General features: G+C 74.5%; 20 protein-coding genes and 1 riboswitch. Of the genes, 6 read left to right on the plus strand and 14 right to left on the minus strand.

Features of this window, described 5'->3' with window-relative positions:
• Positions 1-19 precede the first annotated feature (19 nt).
• Positions 20-1,873 carry a BCCT family transporter gene (locus tag HLA93_RS12090; RefSeq protein WP_308128086.1) on the minus strand — a complete coding sequence of 618 codons (1,854 nt, stop codon included), beginning with the start codon at positions 1,871-1,873 and terminating at the stop codon, positions 20-22.
• Between the two features lie 211 nt (positions 1,874-2,084).
• On the opposite strand from HLA93_RS12090, the gene HLA93_RS12095 reads away from it, so the two are divergent.
• Together HLA93_RS12095 and HLA93_RS12100 are read left to right on the plus strand one after the other, a co-directional pair.
• Entirely contained in the window at positions 2,085-3,014 is a 930-nt protein-coding gene (locus tag HLA93_RS12095; protein WP_222194619.1) for a mechanosensitive ion channel family protein, read from the plus strand.
• Entirely contained in the window at positions 3,011-3,571 is a 561-nt protein-coding gene (locus HLA93_RS12100; protein WP_222194620.1) for a hypothetical protein, read from the plus strand. Before HLA93_RS12095 ends, HLA93_RS12100 begins: the two co-directional genes overlap by 4 nt.
• A gap of 5 nt (positions 3,572-3,576) precedes the next feature.
• Here HLA93_RS12100 and HLA93_RS12105 read toward each other — a convergent pair whose 3' ends face one another.
• Complete coding sequence (locus HLA93_RS12105; RefSeq protein WP_222194621.1) at positions 3,577-4,608, minus strand: zinc-binding dehydrogenase; 1,032 nt, start codon at positions 4,606-4,608, stop codon at positions 3,577-3,579.
• 62 nt (positions 4,609-4,670) lie between these two features.
• Here HLA93_RS12105 and HLA93_RS12110 point away from each other — a divergent pair, with 62 nt between their 5' ends.
• A complete protein-coding gene (locus HLA93_RS12110; RefSeq protein WP_222194622.1) occupies positions 4,671-5,732 on the plus strand; it encodes a threonine aldolase family protein in 1,062 nt (353 codons plus the stop codon).
• A 34-nt stretch (positions 5,733-5,766) separates the two neighbouring features.
• On the opposite strand, the gene HLA93_RS12115 is transcribed toward HLA93_RS12110, so the two are convergent.
• Positions 5,767-6,084 (minus strand): hypothetical protein, encoded by a 318-nt coding sequence (locus tag HLA93_RS12115; RefSeq protein WP_222194623.1) that lies wholly within the window; start codon positions 6,082-6,084, stop codon positions 5,767-5,769.
• Positions 6,085-6,097: 13 nt separating this feature from the next.
• Entirely contained in the window at positions 6,098-6,349 is a 252-nt protein-coding gene (locus tag HLA93_RS12120) for a DUF167 domain-containing protein (RefSeq protein WP_222194624.1), read from the minus strand.
• Positions 6,350-6,402: 53 nt separating this feature from the next.
• Positions 6,403-6,519, plus strand: a riboswitch (SAM riboswitch).
• A gap of 43 nt (positions 6,520-6,562) precedes the next feature.
• On the opposite strand from HLA93_RS12120, the gene HLA93_RS12125 reads away from it, so the two are divergent.
• The 3 genes from HLA93_RS12125 (at position 6,563) to HLA93_RS12135 (ending at position 10,240) form a co-directional block, all read left to right on the plus strand.
• A complete protein-coding gene (locus HLA93_RS12125) occupies positions 6,563-7,855 on the plus strand; it encodes a bifunctional o-acetylhomoserine/o-acetylserine sulfhydrylase (protein ID WP_222194625.1) in 1,293 nt (430 codons plus the stop codon).
• 1 nt (position 7,856) lies between these two features.
• On the plus strand, positions 7,857-8,966 hold the full coding sequence (metX, locus tag HLA93_RS12130) for a homoserine O-acetyltransferase MetX (protein WP_222194626.1): 1,110 nt from the start codon (positions 7,857-7,859) through the stop codon (positions 8,964-8,966).
• Positions 8,967-9,133: 167 nt separating this feature from the next.
• Positions 9,134-10,240, plus strand: a complete 1,107-nt coding sequence (locus HLA93_RS12135) for a fatty acid desaturase family protein (RefSeq protein ID WP_222194627.1) — start codon at positions 9,134-9,136, stop codon at positions 10,238-10,240.
• Positions 10,241-10,363: 123 nt separating this feature from the next.
• Here the strand turns inward: HLA93_RS12135 and HLA93_RS12140 are convergent, their stop codons facing one another.
• The 10 genes from HLA93_RS12140 to HLA93_RS12185 form a co-directional block, all read right to left on the minus strand.
• Positions 10,364-10,909, minus strand: a complete 546-nt coding sequence (locus tag HLA93_RS12140; protein ID WP_222194628.1) for a hypothetical protein — start codon at positions 10,907-10,909, stop codon at positions 10,364-10,366.
• Between the two features lie 25 nt (positions 10,910-10,934).
• Positions 10,935-12,137 carry an ABC transporter permease gene (locus tag HLA93_RS12145; protein WP_222194629.1) on the minus strand — a complete coding sequence of 401 codons (1,203 nt, stop codon included), beginning with the start codon at positions 12,135-12,137 and terminating at the stop codon, positions 10,935-10,937.
• Entirely contained in the window at positions 12,134-12,895 is a 762-nt protein-coding gene (locus tag HLA93_RS12150; protein WP_222194630.1) for an ABC transporter ATP-binding protein, read from the minus strand. Before HLA93_RS12150 ends, HLA93_RS12145 begins: the two co-directional genes overlap by 4 nt.
• Positions 12,895-14,118 (minus strand): efflux RND transporter periplasmic adaptor subunit, encoded by a 1,224-nt coding sequence (locus tag HLA93_RS12155; RefSeq protein WP_222194631.1) that lies wholly within the window; start codon positions 14,116-14,118, stop codon positions 12,895-12,897. Before HLA93_RS12155 ends, HLA93_RS12150 begins: the two co-directional genes overlap by 1 nt.
• A gap of 98 nt (positions 14,119-14,216) precedes the next feature.
• Positions 14,217-14,888, minus strand: a complete 672-nt coding sequence (locus tag HLA93_RS21810; RefSeq protein WP_222194632.1) for a sigma factor-like helix-turn-helix DNA-binding protein — start codon at positions 14,886-14,888, stop codon at positions 14,217-14,219.
• Positions 14,885-15,373 carry a hypothetical protein gene (locus HLA93_RS12165; protein ID WP_222194633.1) on the minus strand — a complete coding sequence of 163 codons (489 nt, stop codon included), beginning with the start codon at positions 15,371-15,373 and terminating at the stop codon, positions 14,885-14,887. The genes HLA93_RS21810 and HLA93_RS12165 overlap by 4 nt, the downstream gene beginning before the upstream one ends.
• Before the next feature lie 4 nt (positions 15,374-15,377).
• Positions 15,378-15,908 carry a gamma carbonic anhydrase family protein gene (locus HLA93_RS12170; RefSeq protein WP_222194634.1) on the minus strand — a complete coding sequence of 177 codons (531 nt, stop codon included), beginning with the start codon at positions 15,906-15,908 and terminating at the stop codon, positions 15,378-15,380.
• 55 nt (positions 15,909-15,963) lie between these two features.
• A complete protein-coding gene (locus HLA93_RS12175) occupies positions 15,964-16,290 on the minus strand; it encodes a hypothetical protein (protein ID WP_222194635.1) in 327 nt (108 codons plus the stop codon).
• 31 nt (positions 16,291-16,321) lie between these two features.
• The gene (locus HLA93_RS12180) at positions 16,322-16,519 is read right to left on the minus strand and encodes a helix-turn-helix transcriptional regulator (RefSeq protein ID WP_222194636.1); all 198 of its coding nucleotides are present in this window, start codon (positions 16,517-16,519) and stop codon (positions 16,322-16,324) included.
• 15 nt (positions 16,520-16,534) lie between these two features.
• Positions 16,535-16,939, minus strand: a complete 405-nt coding sequence (locus tag HLA93_RS12185; RefSeq protein ID WP_222194637.1) for a hypothetical protein — start codon at positions 16,937-16,939, stop codon at positions 16,535-16,537.
• Between the last annotated feature and the right edge of the window lie 82 nt (positions 16,940-17,021).

Consider the following 17,021-nt stretch of genomic DNA (forward strand, 5'->3'; position numbering starts at 1 on the left):
GGCCACTGGGTCAAACGGGTCAGGCCCGCGGTTCCTCGGGTCGCTGCGAGGAGACCACGGTCCGCGGGGTCCCGTCGCCGTCCGGGTGGTGCTCCACGACCAGCGCGAAGTCGTCGCCGTGCCGGGTGATGCCCTCGACCACGGCCTGCTCGACGGCCTCGTTGGCGTAGGCGCGGCGCAGCACCATCGGGTCCGAGCGCAGGTCCTTGGTGAGCGCGATCGCCAGGCCGATCATCACCACCGCGAACGGCAGCGCGGCGATGATCGTCAGGTTCCGCAGGCCCTGCAGCGCCTCGTCCCCACCGACCAGCAGCATCACCGCCGCCACGCCACCGGTGAGCAGCCCCCAGAAGACGACCATCTTCGAGGTCGGCTCGCGGGTGCCGCGCTCGGACAGCGACGCCATCACGATCGAGGCGGAGTCCGCGCCGGTGACGAAGAAGATGCCCACCAGCAGCATCACCAGCACGCTGGTGACCGTGGCCCAGGGCAGCCCCTGGAGCAGCCCGAACAGCTGGCCCTCGGCCGTCGACTGGCCGGCGAGGTCCTCACCGGACCGCTGGGCGCCGATGCCGGCACCGCCGAAGATCGCGAACCAGAACAGCGTCACGACGCTGGGCACCAGCAGCACGCCGGCGATGAACTCCCGGATGGTGCGGCCGCGGCTGATCCGGGCGAGGAAGACGCCGACGAACGGGGTCCAGGAGATCCACCAGGCCCAGTAGAAGACCGTCCAGCCCGACAGCCACTCGGCCATCGGGTCGCCGCCGGAGGCGTTGGTCCGGGCGGCCATCTCGGGCAGGTCGGCGATGTAGGAGCCCAGCGCGGTGGGCACCAGGTTGAGCATCAGCACGGTCGGGCCGACGACGAAGACGAACAACGCCAGCACGAACGCCAGGGCGACGTTGATGTTGGACAGCCACTGGATGCCCCGGGCGATGCCGGAGAACGCCGACGCCACGAAGGCGGCGGTCAGCACCGCGATGATGCCGACGGTGGCCGCGTTGCCCACCGAGCCGAGCCAGCCGAGGATCTCCAGCCCGCTGCCGATCTGCAGCGCGCCCAGCCCCAGGGAGGCGGCGGTGCCGAAGAGCGTGGCGAAGATGGCCAGGACGTCGATCACCTTGCCGGCCGGGCCCTCGGCGACCCCGCGGCCGAACAGCGAGGTGAACGCGGAGGAGAGCAGCTGGCCGCGGCCGCGGCGGTAGGTGCCGTAGGCGACGGCCAGCCCGACCAGGGCGTAGAGCGCCCACGGGTGCAGCGTCCAGTGGAAGAGCGTGGTGGCCATCGCGGTGGTGACGGCCTCGTTGGTCTCGCCCGGGACGGTGCCCGGCGGCGGGGAGACGAAGTGCGACAGCGGCTCGGAGACGCCGAAGAACATCAGGCCGATGCCCATCCCGGCGCTGAACATCATCGCGATCCAGCTGATCGTCCGGAACTCCGGCCGCTCGCCGTCGCCGCCCAGCGGGATGCGGCCGTAGGCGCTGGCTGCCAGCCAGAGCACGAAGATCACGACGGCCGAGGCGAGCAGCACGAAGAACCAGCCGAGGTTGCCCTCGATCCAGCCGAGCGCGTCGGCGCTGGCCGAGCCGAGGCCGGTCGGGCTCAGGAAGCCCCAGGCCAGGAAGGCCAGCGAGACGACCGCGGCGACGCCGAACACCGTCTTGTCCAGGCGCGGGCGGCGTTCCTGGCCGTGCGCGGGCGGCTGGGCGATCGCCGGGTGCAGGTCGCTGGGCACCTCGGGGTCGAGGACGTCGTCGATCGTCTGGGCGGACGCGTCCGGCTGGTCGGGCACGGGGTCCCCGGTCGGCGCGGAGGCGCTGGTGGCGCCGCGCGGCGGCTGGCCGGGTGGATCAGTGGGTGTGGTGGTCACGTGGTGTGGCGCCTGGTGGGCGCCCCTCCAATCGGGTCGGCGCACAGGTCGGACGGCGGCCCCGTGACTGGAGCGCCGTCTCCGCAGGACACCGTGCGCCCTGCGGCCCGCACAGCGCAAACCCAGCTCATCACGATCGCGTCTCGGCCGGTTGCGTTCCGGAGCCCCCCAGGCACCCACCGGAGGCGCGGACAGGCCACACTGGACGGCGATGAACGTGCTCGCCGCAGGCCCGGTCACCGACACCCTCTACTGGCTGCGCGGCCCCTTCCTGGACGCGCTGCTCATCGTCCTCGGCGCCGTCCTGCTGGCCCGGCTGGTGAGCTGGGCCGGCAACCGGATCACCGACCGCATCGACGCCGCGGCGACCGGTTCCGACGCCCTCGTGCGCTCCGAGGCGGCCAAGCACCGGCACTCGCTGACCCAGGTGCTGACCTGGGCGGCGATCGTGCTGATCTGGTCGGTCGCGGTCATCTTCGTGCTGGACCGGCTGGGGCTCCCGGTGACCGGCCTGGTCGCCCCGGCCACGGTGCTGGGCGTCGGGCTGGGCTTCGGTGCGCAGCGGGTGGTCGGCGACGTGCTGGCCGGGTTCTTCCTGATCACCGAGCGGCAGTACGGCTTCGGCGACGTGGTCGCCATCCAGGTGGTCGGCGGGATGGAGCCGGCGGCCGGGACGGTGGAGGACGTCACGCTGCGGATCACCCGGGTGCGGTCGGTGGACGGCGAGGTGGTGATCGTCCCGAACGGGCAGATCGTCAAGGTCACCAACCTCTCCCGCGACTGGGCCCGGGCGGTGGTCGACGTGCCGGTGCCCTCCACCGCGGACGTCACCCGGGTGCAGGAGGTGCTGCGCGAGGTCGGCAAGCAGGCGTACGACTCGCCCCGGCTGCACAAGCTGCTGCTCGACGAGCCGACCGTGATGGGCGTGGAGAGCCTGTCTCTGGACGAGGTGAACCTGCGGGTCGTGGCCCGCACCCTGCCGGGCAAGCAGTTCGACGTCGGCCGTGACCTCCGCGCCCGGGTGGCGCTGGCACTGTCCCGCGAGGGCGTGTCGCTGCGCGCCACGAACGTCCAGGACGGCGTCAGCGTCCAGGACGAGGCGCTGGCCGAGGACCGGGCCCGCAGTGGAGGTGCGGCATGAGCACACCGTCGGACGACCAGCCCACCACCGTGCTGCCGCAGCAGACCGCCGAGCAGCCTGCGGCCATCGCCGCCCCGGCCACCCGCCGCACCTCGGTCTGGCACCGGAACGTCCCCGCACGGATCGGCCGGGCGCGCACGTCGACCCTGGTGATCGGCGGCCTGTTCCTGGTGCTCTTCCTGCTCGACCTGCTGCTGCCCCGCCCGGACAGCGGGACGTCGACGATCACCACCTCGGACGGCCAGACGATCGAGGTGCCCAACTCGCTGCTGCCCAGCGACGCCCGCACCACGACGACCCCCACGCCGACCAGCACGCCGACGGCGCCGAGCAGCCAGGTGCCGCAGGACGACGGCGAGGAGGAGACCCCGGTGAGCACGCCGACGCGGACCCCCAGCCGCACGCCGACGCAGACCAGCACCCCGGCGCAGACCAGCACCCCGGCGCAGACCACCCGCGCGCCCTCCACGACCCGCCAGACCACCGAGGACGAGACGACGGACTCCGAGCCGGCCGGCAGCACCGAGGACGAGACGACGGCCACCCCGACCGGCTGAGCGGCTCAGAACGAGGTGACGACCGCGATCCCCGGCTCCCGGCCCACCGCGGCCAGTGCTGCGCCGGCGTCGTCCAGCCCCAGCTCGCGGGTGACCAGCAGCTCGGGGCGCAGCCGGCCGGCGGCGATCAGCGAGAGCATCGCCGGGTAGTCGGCGGCGGCCATCCCGTGGCTGCCGAGCAGGGCGAGCTCGCCGGCGATCACCAGCTCCATCGGGACCTCCGGGCGGCCCAGCGCCGGCGGCAGCAGGCCCACCTGCACGTGCCGGCCGCGGCGGCGCAGGCTGCGGATCGAGTTCAGGCAGGTCACCGCCGCACCGAGGGCGTCCAGCGAGACGTGCGCCCCGCCGCCGGTGAGCTCGGTGACGGCGGCCGGCACGTCCACGGCGGACCCGTCGACGACGTGCTCGGCCCCGCAGGCGGCGGCCAGCTCGAGCGCACCGGGGGTGACGTCGACGGCGACCACCCGGGCGCCCGCGGCCACCGCGACCTGGACGGCGGACAGCCCGACCCCGCCGCAGCCGTGCACGGCCACCCACTCCCCCGGCCGCACCTGCCCGACCCCGGTCACGGCCCGGTAGGCGGTGGCGAACCGGCAGCCCAGGCTGGCCGCGGTCGCGAACGACATGGCCTCCGGCAGGGCCACCAGGTTGACGTCGGCGGCGTCCAGCGCGACGAACTCGGCCAGCGAGCCCCAGTGGGTGAAGCCGGGCTGGGTCTGGTTCGCACACACCTGCCCCGCGCCCTCCCGGCACGGCCCGCAGTGCCCGCAGGCGCAGACGAACGGCACGGTGACCCGGTCACCGACCGACCAGTTCCGCACCCGGTCGCCGACTGCGGCCACCGTGCCGGCCAGCTCGTGGCCGGGCACGTGCGGCAGGACGACGTCGGGGTCGTGGCCGGACCAGCCGTGCCAGTCGCTGCGGCAGATCCCGCTGGCGCCGACCCGGACCACCACGCCGTCCCGGTCGGGGGTGGGCTCGGGCACCTCCCGCACCGTCAGCGGACCACCGAACTCCTCGAACGCCAGCGCACGCACCCCGACAGCCTGCCCTGAGGGGCCGAAGTCGCGACTCCGGCCCCTCAGGGGAGACTGACGCCGTGGACGACCTGGACGTGCTGCGCCGGGCCTGCGACCGGGCGCTCACCGGGCACGGGCCGCAGACCGCCGCCGACCTGCTGGCCACGATCCCCCCGGACACCGCGGTCGACCGGTACGGCGACGGCGGTGTGGTGGCCGAGCTGGAGCGCGAGGTCGCCGAGCTGCTCGGCCAGCCCGCGGCGCTCTACCTGCCGAGCGGGATCATGGCCCAGCAGTCCGCGCTGCGGGTGCACGCCGACCGGCGCGGGCGACGGACCGTCGTCTTCCACCCGCAGAGCCACCTCGACGTGCACGAGGGTCGCCCGCTGGAGCGGCTGCAGGGCCTGGTCGGCCGCCCGGCCGGCGCCCGCGACCGGCTGCTGGCGCGCACCGACCTGGACGACGTCGCCGAGCGGCCCGCCGCCCTGGTGGTGGAGCTGCCCCAGCGCGACCTGGGCGGGCAGCTCCCACCGTGGGACGACCTGGTCGCCCAGGTGACCTGGGCGAGGGAGCGGGGCGCGGCCGCCCACCTGGACGGCGCCCGGCTGTGGGAGGCCGCCGCCGGCTACGACCGGCCACCGGCGGAGGTCGCGGCGCTGTTCGACACCAGCTACGTCAGCTTCTACAAGGGCATCGGCGCGCTGGCCGGCTGCTGCCTGGCCGGCCCGGACGACGTCGTCGCCGAGGTGCGGGAGTGGCGGCGCCGGCTGGGCGGCACGCTGTTCGGCATGTGGCCCGGCGCGGCCTCGGCGCTGAGCTGCCTGCGCCGCCGGCTGCCGCTGATGCCGGCCTACCTGACCCGGGCACGGGAGATCGCCGACGCCGTCCGGGACCTGCCCGGCGTCACCGTGCTGCCCGACCCGCCGCAGACGCCGATGCTGCACCTGCTGCTGCGCACCACCCCCGGGGCGTTCGGCGCCGCCGTCCGCACGCTGGCTGCCGACCAGGGGCTGTGGACCTGGGAGCGGGCGATGCCCACTGGCGACCCGGGCGTGCTGCGGGTGGAACTGCCGGTCGGCGACGCGACGCTGGCGCTGCCGGTCACCGACGCCCGCGCCGCGATCGCCGCGCTGGCCGGCTGAGCTCAGAGCCGGCTGGGGTCAGAGCCGGCTGGGGTCAGAGCCGGCGGGCCATCTCCTCCACCGCGTTCTTCGCGGTCAGCAGGTCGGCGCCGGTCTCCTCGCGGTACTGCTTGATCGCCGCGACCTGCTGCCCCTGGTCCAGCAGCAGGACGACCTCCGGGTGGTGCGGGTCGGGCACGACCACGCCGAGGTGCTCGGCGATCGCGTCGACCTTCCGCTCCAGCGCGGCGAGCTGGGCCGCGGTGCGGCCCCGGCGCCGGGCCGCGACCACCTCGGCCCGGGCGAGGACCAGCAGCCCCAGCCCCGCTGCCAGCACGACCAGACCCCACTCCGCCACGCCCACGTGCGGCATGGGAGCACGCGGGTCAGGTGCCCTGCAAGCAGCGCAGCACCGCGTCGGTGCCGCCGTCCACCTCGACCAGCTTGGTGCGGGACGTCGCGCCGGTGACCAGCGTGACCGCGGACCGGCGGACGCCGAACGCGTCGGCGACCGCGGCCAGCGCCGCCTCGGTGGCCCGGCCGTCGACCGCGCGGGCCGTCACCCGGACGACGAGCGCGCCGTCGTGCGCGCCGCCCACCGCCGTCCGGCTCGCCCCCGGCCGGACCCTGATCGCCACCCGCACGCAGGGGAGTGTGCGCGGTCGGCGGGCGTCGTCCTAGGATCGCCCCAGCTCACGAGAGGCAGCGACAAGCACCTGGCTTGCTGCCCGGCAACCTCGACTCCGTCCGAGGTGCTCCCAGGGGAAGAGCTGGCTGGGCGGCGACCGCCGTCCGGCAAGGACGGAGCCCTCCGCGCCGTGGGTGCTCCGGCGATCCCAGGAGGTAGGCGCATGACCGAACCCAGCGGCTGGAGCTTCGAGACCCGGCAGATCCACGCCGGCGCGGCCCCCGACCCGACCACCGGCGCCCGCGCGCTGCCGATCTACGCGACGACGAGCTACCAGTTCCGGGACAGCCAGCACGCCGCGGACCTGTTCGCCCTCGCCGAGATGGGCAACATCTACACCCGGATCATGAACCCGACGCAGGATGCGCTGGAGCAGCGGGTGGCCTCGCTGGAGGGCGGTGTCGCCGCGCTCGCGGTGGCCAGCGGGCAGGCGGCGGAGACGCTGGCGATCCTCAACGTCGCCGAGGCCGGCAGCCACGTGGTGGCCTCCGCCTCGCTCTACGGCGGCACCTACAACCTGCTGCACCACTCGCTGCCCAAGATGGGCATCACCGTCTCCTTCGTCGAGGACCCCGACGACCCGCAGAACTGGCAGTCGCTGGTCCAGGAGAACACCAAGGCCTTCTACGCCGAGACGATCGGCAACCCGAAGGGCGACGTCCTGGACATCTCCGCGGTCTCGGAGGTGGCGCACCGCAACGGCGTCCCGCTGATCGTGGACAACACCGTGGCCACGCCGTTCCTGATCCGGCCGATCGAGCACGGCGCCGACGTCGTCGTCCACTCCGCGACCAAGTACCTGGGCGGGCACGGCACCGCGATCGCCGGGATCATCGTCGACTCGGGCAACTTCGCCTGGACCGGCGGCAAGTTCCCCGGCTTCACCGAGCCCGACCCGAGCTACCACGGCGTGGTCTACGCCGACCTCGGCGCGCCGGCGTACGCGCTCAAGGCCCGGGTCCAGCTGCTGCGCGACCTCGGCCCGGCGATCTCCCCGTTCAACGCCTGGCTGGTGGTGCAGGGCATCGAGACGCTGTCGCTGCGCATGGAGCGGCACGTGGCCAACGCCCAGCGGGTCGCCGAGTGGCTGGAGTCCCGGGACGAGGTGGAGAAGGTGCACTACGCCGGGCTGCCCTCCTCCCCCTGGCACTCCGCCCAGCAGAAGTACGCCCCGCGCGGGGCCGGCGCCGTGCTGGCCTTCGACGTCCGCGGCGGCATCGAGGCCGGCAAGCGGTTCGTGGAGGCGCTGGAGCTGCACAGCCACGTGGCCAACATCGGCGACGTGCGCAGCCTGGTCATCCACCCGGCGTCCACCACCCACTCGCAGCTGACCCCGGAGGAGCAGGCCACCACCGGCGTCACGCCGGGCCTGGTGCGGCTGGCGGTCGGCCTGGAGGGGATCGACGACATCCTCGCCGACCTCGAGGTCGGGTTCCGGGCCGCGAAGGGCGCCTGACGTGTCCCGGGAGCCGGCGGGCGCCGGCTCCCGGACCGGCGGGTGGCGCGAGGGCGACCAGCCGGGACGGCGCCGCTTCCTCGACCTGGACGGACCGGTCCGGCTCGAACGCGGCGGCGAGCTGCCCGCCGTCCGCATCGCCTACGAGACCTGGGGCACCCTCGCCCCGGGCGGCGGCAACGCGGTGCTGGTCGAGCACGCGCTCACCGGCGACAGCCACGTGGTGGGCGACGCCGGGCCGGGCCACCCGACCCCCGGCTGGTGGCCGTCGCTGGTCGGTCCGGGCGCCCCGCTGGACACCGGCGAGCTGTTCGTCGTCTGCGCCAACGTGCTCGGCGGCTGCCAGGGGACGACCGGCCCCTCCTCGACCGCCCCGGACGGCGCGCCCTGGGGCTCGCGGTTCCCCGAGCTGACCATCGGCGACCAGGTGGCGGTGGAGGCCGCCCTCGCCGACGCGCTCGGCATCGGCCGCTGGCAGGCGGTGCTCGGCGGCTCGATGGGCGGCATGCGGGCACTGGAGTGGGCGGTGTCCCGGCCCGACCGGGTCGAACGGCTGTTCTTCCTCGCCTCGGCCGCCGTCGCCGGTGCCGACCAGATCGGCACCCAGACCACCCAGCAGGCCGCGGTCCGCAGCGACCCGGCCTGGGCCGGCGGCGACTACCCGCCCGGCGCCGGGCCGGTGGCCGGGCTGGGCGTCGCCCGGCGGATCGCGCACCTGAGCTACCGCAGCGCCACCGAGCTGGAGGCCCGGTTCGGCGCCCGGGTGCAGGACGACGGCCGGTTCGCCGTCGCCTCCTACCTGGAACACCACGCCACCAAGCTGGCCGCCCGCTTCGACGCCGGCAGCTACGTGCTGCTCACCGAGGCGATGAACACCCTCGACGTCGGACGCGGCCGCGGGGGCGTCGAGGCGGCGCTGGACCGGGTCACCGCCCGCGCGGTGGTGGCCGGCATCGACTCCGACCGGCTCTACCCGCTGGCCCAGCAACAGCAGGTGGCCGACGGGCTCGGCGTCCCGCTGCAGGTCATCAGCTCCCCGTACGGCCACGACGGCTTCCTGCTGGAGACCGACGCGGTGGGGACGCTGGTGCGGGAGCTGCTGGCCGCCTGACGTGTGCCCGGCTGCCCACTGGGTGGGCTCCCGCGTGGCAGAGGTGTGCGACGTCGCCTAACGTCGGCCGCACGCGGTGCTCCATCCAGAGGTAGCGCGGCCCCCCGTCGTCGCCGGGTGCCCCCCGGCCACCCCGGAGCAGCCCGGGACCCAGCCAGAGAGAGCAGATGTCCGCATCCACCCTGGAGGGCTCCACGCCTCCCCCCGCCCGGGCACCGCGCCCCGAGCGAGCCCGTGACCGCCAGGTCAGCGTCTACGCCGAGCTCTCCCAGCAGGTGAAGGACGCCGGGCTGCTGAACCGCCGCCGTCCGTACTACGTCGTCTCGATCGCGCTGACCGTGGCCGCCTTCGCCGGCGTGTGGGTCGCGATCGTGGCGCTGGGTGACTCCTGGTGGCAGCTGGGCCTGGCCGTCGTCTTCTCGCTGATCTGCACGCAGTTCGGCTTCCTGGGCCACGACACCGCGCACCGGCAGGCCTTCGGGTCGCACCGGGCCAACGAGTGGAACGCGCGGGTGCTCTCCTGCGGCTTCGCCGGCATCGGCTACGGCTGGTGGATGCAGAAGCACAACAAGCACCACAACGCGCCCAACCAGATGGGCAAGGACCCCGACATCGAGTCGGCGGTGCTGGCCTTCACCCCGGACGACGCAGAGACCCGGATGAGCGGCCTGCGCGGCTGGTGGACCCGGCACCAGGGCTGGGCGTTCTTCCCGCTGCTGTGCTTCGAGGGCGCGGCCCTGCACGCCAACAGCCTCAGCACGCTGATCCGGGACAAGACGATGCCGCACCGCCGGCTGGAGATCGCGATCATCGCCGTCCGGCTGATCGCCTTCGTCGTCGCGGTCTTCCTGATCATGCCGCCGGTGCTGGCGCTGGCCTTCATCGTCGTCCAGCAGGCCGTGTTCGGTCTGCTGCTGGGCGGGTCGTTCGCGCCCAACCACAAGGGCATGCCGATCGTGCCGAAGAACGCCAAGGTCGACTTCCTGCGCCGCCAGGTGCTCATGTCCCGCAACATCCGCGGCGGCCGGGTCACCGACTTCATGATGGGCGGCCTGAACTACCAGATCGAGCACCACCTCTTCCCGAGCATGCCGCGGCCGAATCTGAGGAAGGTCCAGCCGATGGTGCGCGAGCACTGCGCCAAGCACGGGATCAGCTACACCGAGACGTCGCTGGTCGGCTCGTACCGGATCGTCGTCCAGTACCTGAACCGGGTGGGCATCGCCGAGCGCGACCCGTTCGTCTGCCCGCTGACGGCGTCGATCCGGAACTGAAGAAGGACCCCGCTGCCCCCCACCACTCGCAAGCTCGCGGCGGGGCCCTGCAGCGGGGCCGAACGAACACAGGGCCCGGTCACCTCCGCGTGGAGGTGACCGGGCCCTGGTCGTCGGTGCCGGCTACTCCGTGGGTGGCTGTCCCCCGCGGAAGCCGCCCATGCCGCCCTCGACCACCGCGGTGGCCGCGATCGTGCCGTCCGTCTCGGTGCCCTGCACGCTCACCGTGTCGCCGTCGGCCAGCTCACCCGACGTCGCCCCGGTGGCACTGACGGTCACCGTCGTGTCCTCGGCGATGGTCACCTCGACGGTCGAGCCGTCGTCCGTGGTCAACGTGAAGCCGGTGTCGGTGAGCGCGCTGACGGTGCCCGAGGTGGCGTCCCCGGCGGCGCCGGGGAACCCGCCTCCACCGCCGCCCGCGGCACCGCCCGCGGCGGCGTAGCCGCCGCCGGCGAAGCCGCCGCTGCCCGGGCCGGCCGCCAAAGCGGTATCCGTGCCGCCGAACGCGCCGCGGACCAGCACGCCGGCGAGCACGCCCACGGCGAGCACCGCGAGCACGCCCAGGACCAGGGTCACCTTCCCCACCTGGCGTCCGCCGGAGCTCTCGGCGAGCGTGGCGTCGGGGTCGGGCCCGCGGGCGGGCATCGGCTGGTCGAGCGGGTTGGTCATGAGGAGCCTCTCTGGTCGTGGGGGGTCACTCGTGCCGCAGCGCGAGCACGGGACGGAGACCGGCGGCCCGGTGGGCCGGGAAGCCGCCGAAGAAGACGCCGATGGCGACGGAGACCGCCAGCGCCAGCACCACGGTGGCCGGGTCGATCACCGGGTCGACGCCGCTGATGTCGAAGGAGCAGGCGATCAGCGCGACGCCCACGCCCAGCAGGCCGCCGAGCAGGCTGAGCGCGGTGGCCTCGGCCAGGAACTGCCCGAGCACCGCCCAGCGGGTCGCGCCCAGCGCCTTGCGGATGCCGATCTCGCGGGTCCGCTCGGTGACGGTGACCAGCATGATGTTGGTGACGCCGATGCCGCCGACGAGCAGGCTGATGCCGGCCACCGCCGCCAGCAGGGTGGTGAAGGTGTCCGCGGTCTCCGCCTGGGTCTCCAGCAGCTCGGCCTGGTCGCTGATCGTGTAGGCCGCGTTGCCACTGGTGTCGGTGCCCAGCAGGGAGTCGAGCACGAGCGTGGCGTCGGCCTGGGCGCCGTCCACCGTGTCGGCGCTGGTGGCCTGCAGGACGACGGTCGACAGCGAGCCGTAGCCGGTGAAGGAGTCCTGCACCCGGGTCAGCGGGGCGATCACCGCCGAGTTGGTGCTCGACCCGCCGACGGTGTCCTGGGCCTGCAGCACGCCGATGACGGTGAACGGCGTCGTCCCCACGGTGATCGTCTGCCCGACCGCGTCCTCGCCGCTGAACAGCGTCTCGGCGAGGTCGGCCCCGATCACCGCGACCCGGCGGGAGGCGTCGTGGTCGGACTGGCTGAACGCGGTGCCCTGGGCGACGTCGCTGCCGGTCACCTCGAAGTACTCCACCGTCGTGCCGAGCACGGTGGAGGTCGACGAGGCGTCGCCGGCGGTGACCGTCTGCGAGCTGCTCACCTCCGGCACCACCGCGGCGATGTCGGACGAGGCCTCCGGATCGGCCAGCGCGTCGACCACGTCCATCGTCAGCGCCGCCGAGGTGGTCGACGAACCGCGGTTGGCGGCCGACGAGGTGACGGTGAGCGTGTTGGCACCCAGCGAGCTGATGCTCTCGGTGATCGTGTTCGCCGACCCCTGGCCGACCGCGGTCAGCGTGATCACCGCGGCCACGCCGATCAGCACCCCGAGCAGGGTCAGCACCGAGCGCAGCCAGTTGGCGGTGATGCCGCGCACCGACGAGCGCAGCACCTCGAAGACGCTCATCGCAGGGCCCCCTGCCGGAGCAGCGCCGGCGGCAGGTCGCCGACCCGCACGGTCCGGACGTCGGAGGCGACCACCCCGTCACGCATCCGCACCACCCGCTTGGCCCGGGCGGCCACCTCGTCCTCGTGGGTGATCACCACGATCGTCCGACCGGCGGCCGACAGCTGGTCGAAGACGGTCAGGACGTCGTCGGTGGAGACGCTGTCCAGGTTGCCGGTCGGCTCGTCGGCCAGCACCAGGGACGGCGAGGTGACCAGCGCCCGGGCCACCGCGACCCGCTGCTGCTGGCCGCCGGAGAGCTCGTTGGGCCGGTGGTCGGCGCGGTCGGCGAGCCCGACCATCTCCAGCGCCGCCGCCACCCGCTCCCGGCGGGCGGCACGGGCCACGCCCGCGTAGAGCATCGGCAGCTCGACGTTGGCCGCCGCCGTCATCCGAGGGATCAGGTTGAACGACTGGAAGACGAAGCCGATCTTGCGGTTGCGGACCAGCGACAACTGGCTCTCCCGCAGCCCGGCGACGTCCACGCCGTCCAGCAGGTGGTGCCCACCGGTGGGCACGTCCAGGCAGCCCAGCAGGTTCATCAGCGTCGACTTGCCCGAGCCGGACGGGCCCATGACGGCGACGTAGTCACCGCGTTCCACGGTCAGGGACACCCCCCGCAGCGCGTGCACCGCCGTGTCGCCCTCGCCGTACACCTGCTCGATCGCCCGCAGGTCCAGCACCGGGTGCACCGGGTGGGGGAGCGTGGCCGTCGTCATCAGTTGCCGCCCGGGGCGCCACCGGCGAAACCGCCACCGGCCGGTGCCCCGCCGCCGAAGCCGGCTCGCCCGCCGGTCCCCTCCGTGGTGGTGGTGTCGATGCTGGTGTCCACGCTGATCAGCACCTGGTCGCCCTCGGCCAGGCCGGAGGTGATCTCGGTGCTCGTGTCGCCCTGCACGCCGATCTCCACCGGGGTGACCGTCTGGCTGTCGTCGGCGCCGACCACGGTCACCGTGTACGTGCCGTCGCCGGCGTCGGTGAGCGCCGCGCTGGGCACGCTGAGCACGTCGGTCGCCGAGGCGGTGGTGACGGTCAGCTCCGCGGTCTGCCCCAGCCGCACCCCCTCGGGCAGCGCGTCCAGGGTGATGGTGGCGCCGTAGGTGACCACGCCGTTCGTGGTGGTCGCGCTCGGCGAGACGGCGGTGACCACCGCGGTGCCGGTGACGCCGTCCAACGCCGGGAAGGTGACGGTCACGCCCTGGCCGGCCGCGACCGCGGCGACGTCGGCCTCGGCGAAGGACGCCACGACGACGTAGGCGCTGGTGTCGGCGATCGTGACGAACGCCGAGCTGCTGGTGCTGCCGTCGGCCGAGCCGCCCGATGACGACCCGGCGCTGCCGCCGACGCTGCCGTTGACCGCGGTGACCAGACCGCTGATCGGCGCGGTGAGCACCGTGTCGGCCAGGGCGTCCTGCGCGTCGGACAGCGTGTCCTGCGCCTGCTCCAGCTGGCTCTCCGCCTGGTCGACCGCGCTCTCCGCGGAGTCGACGCTGCTGCCGCCGGCGGAGCCGCCCTCGGTCGTGCTGCTCGCGCTCTCCTCAGCGGCCTCGGCGTCGGCCAGGTCGGCCTCCGCCTCGTCGACCGCGTCGGCGGCGTTCGCGACCGCCGTCTCCGCGTCGTCCACCGCCTCCTGGGCGTCGGTGCTGTCCAGCGTGCCCAGCTGCTGCCCGGCGGTCACCGTCTGCCCGACCGCGACGTCGACGGTGGCGATCGTGCCGCTGGCCCCGAACGAGGCCTCCACCGACCGCACGGCGCTGACCTGGCCGGAGGCGGCCACCGTGGCGCTGACCGTGCCCACCTCGGCCGTGCCGGTGCGGACGGTGGTGCCCGCGGCGGCCGCGTCACCGGAGTCGGTGAGCAGCAGCACCGCGGTGACGATCACGGCGAGCAGCACCACGCCGAGCGTGGCGTTCAGGACCAGGGTTCGACGACTTCTGCGCACCGGGGCACCGTGCTGGGTGCTCGTGTGCTGCGCCCCAGGTGCGGATGTGCGTCAGCTGTCCTCGGCGGGCCCGCGACCGGCCCGTGGTGACCGCCGGTTCAGACGGTCGACGCCACGACCACCAGGACGGTGAGCACGAACGCCAGCGCGGCGAGCAGGCCGGCGCGGTGCCGGCGGCGGCCGCGGGCCCGGGCCCGGACCTGGTCGGCGAGGTCCGCCGGGACGCCGGCGACCTCGGCCGCCTGCACGGCGAGGTCGCGCCGCAGCCGGGCCTCGACGTCCCCGCCGTCCGTCTGCTCGGCGTAGCGGGCCAGGCCACGCTCGGCCGCCACGGCCACGTCCTGCACCGGGCGCGCCAGCTCGGTGGCGGCCTCCTCCGCCGACAGTCCCTCGCCGTACCGGAGCACCAGCACGGCGCGGGTCAGCGGTGGCAGCCGGGCCAGCGTCGCGGCGGTCGGCGAGCGCCGGGCCGGCGCCGCCGCGGCCAGACCGGGGAGGCCGGCCGTGCCGGACAGCAGCGGGCTGTCGGCCAGCGCCTCGCCCAGCTCCAGCCGGCGCCGCCAGCTCAGCTGCTCGGTGAGCAGCGCCCGCCGCGCCACCCGGGCCGCCTGCTCCGGCCCGGCCCACTGCCGCCGGGCGGCGTCCAGGGCGGTCAGCAGCAGGTCGTGCGCCTGCGCCGGGTCCCCGGTGAGCAGGTGCGCGGTGCGCAGCAGCCCGGTGGCCTGCGCCGCGACGAACGCCTGGAACGCCGCGTCGTCGCCGGCGCTCACGTGGTGGGCGCCGGGTCCGGCCAGCCGGCCAGGTGCCCGATCCAGGCCAGGGCCAGCCAGGCGCCGCTCAGCGACCCGGTCGTCGTCCCGTCGGTGACGGTCAGCCGCCACTCCGCCTCCGGGTGCCGGGGACGCGCCGAACCGGTGCCGGGGACGGCCGCCACCACCCGCCACGCCTCCACCGGCAGCCGGCGGGGCGGCCGCCCGGCCGGGGCAGCCCAGACGCCCTCCTGGGTCGCCTGCACCTGCTCGGCGGTCGCGTCCTCCGGCCAGCGCAGCCGGACGACGCCGAGGTCCAGGTACGCCGCCGGGTCGGCCGGCAGCGACCAGCTGACCCGGCGGGTGCCGAGTGCGGCGTCCGCGCCCAGGGTGACCACGGTGGAGACCGCGTGCAGCACCGAGCTCAGCGCGCGACCGGCCCGCACACCGGGCGCCGGGTCCTGCACCGTCCAGTCGACCCGGCGGCGCAGCTCGTCGGCGCTCATCCGATCACTGCACCCGGCGGACGGCGCGGTGCTGGTCGAGCCGGTCGGTGTAGCTCTTCGCGTTGAGCACGATCGCGGCGCGGTCGTCCTCGGTGGTCTCCCGCCGTACCTTGGCCGGCACCCCGGCCACCAGCGAGTTCGGCGGGATCTCCGCGCCCTGCATGACCACCGCGCCGGCGGCGACGATCGACCCGGAACCGATGTGCGCGCCGTTGAGCACGGTGCTGCCCATGCCGACCAGCACGTCGTCGTCCACCCGGGCGCCGTGCAGCACCACGTTGTGGCCCACGGTCACGCCGCGGCCGATCACCAGCGGGTGGCCGGGGTCGCTGTGCAGGGTGGAACCGTCCTGCACGTTGGAGTCGGCGCCGATCTCGATGACCTCCGAGTCGGCGCGGGCGATCGCGCCGTACCAGATGCTGGCGCGGGGGCCCAGGGTCACCTTGCCGACGACGACCGCCGTCGGGGCGACGAACGCCGTCTCGTCGATGTCCGGGGCACCGGAGTCGAGGGCTCCGATGTAGCTGTCAGCCACGTTGCTGCACTCCTCACCGAGGTCGCGGGCGGTTCCCGCTGCTGGGCGCAGCAGATCACACCGGCTCGTCGGCCCCCCACTCGGCGACGAAGTCGGCCGGGGACCGCTGCGCCAGCTCCCGCTGGACCTGGGCCAGCATGTCCCCGGGCACCGTCGGGTCGCCGGCGGGGACCCGCAGCAGCTCGGCACCGTCGACTCGCCGGGTCACCACCACGTCGTGCAGGGACGGCGAGGGGAGCAGCCCCCAGGCCAACTCGGCCGCGAAGGCCGCCGCCAGCCGGGCGCCGCGCAGCACCCGCCCACCGGGCCGGGGCTGCAGGGTCGCCTCGTACACGTCGGCGGCCCGGACGCCGTCCGTCGTCCCGCTCTCTGGGTCGGTCACCGGCCCAGCCTGGCCGAGCCGGGGCGCGGCGTCACTCCCCGTCCGGGTCGAACACGTCCTCGATCCGGCAGCCGAAGACCGCCGCGATCCGGAAGGCGAGCGGCAGGCTGGGGTCGAACCGGCCCTTCTCCAGCGAGATCACCGTCTGCCGGGAGACGCCCAGCTCCTCCGCCAGCCGGCCCTGCGACCAGCCCCGGGACTGGCGCCGGTCGGCCAGGTCGTTGCGCACTCCGGCCGCCCGCGGTCAGGCGGCGCGGCGGCGCAGCACGGTGAGCCGCACCGCGACGTCGGCGAAGGCGAACAGGATCAGCCACGCCAGCACCGATGAGGCCGCCAGCTCCAGGCCGGAGACCGCCAGGGCGGCCGACCCCAGGCCGGCGACGAGGATCAGGTCGAGGAAGGAGGCCGACGCGCTGCGCTGCCACCACTGGTGCTCGACCGTGTCCTCCACGTGCTCCGGCGGGTCCTCCCCGGTCACCCCGGAGAGGAAGACCAGCCAGCCGAGGCCGTATGCCGGCCCGGCCGTGCAGCAGGCGAAGACGACGGCGCGCAGCCAGAACTCGTCGGGCTCGAAGAGCCCCGCGAGCAGACCGATCCCGCCGGCGACCAGCAGGCCGGTGAGCGCCGCGGCGACGTGGCGAGCGAGCATGGACGACCCCCGAGTGACAAGCGTGCTTGACAGGAGGTGCAGCTCACCAGCCGCTGGACACCCTGTCAAGCACGGTTGACCC

The sequence above is a fragment of the Modestobacter italicus genome, from assembly GCF_019799965.1.
GTDB classification, from domain to species: Bacteria; Actinomycetota; Actinomycetes; order Mycobacteriales; family Geodermatophilaceae; genus Modestobacter; species Modestobacter italicus_A.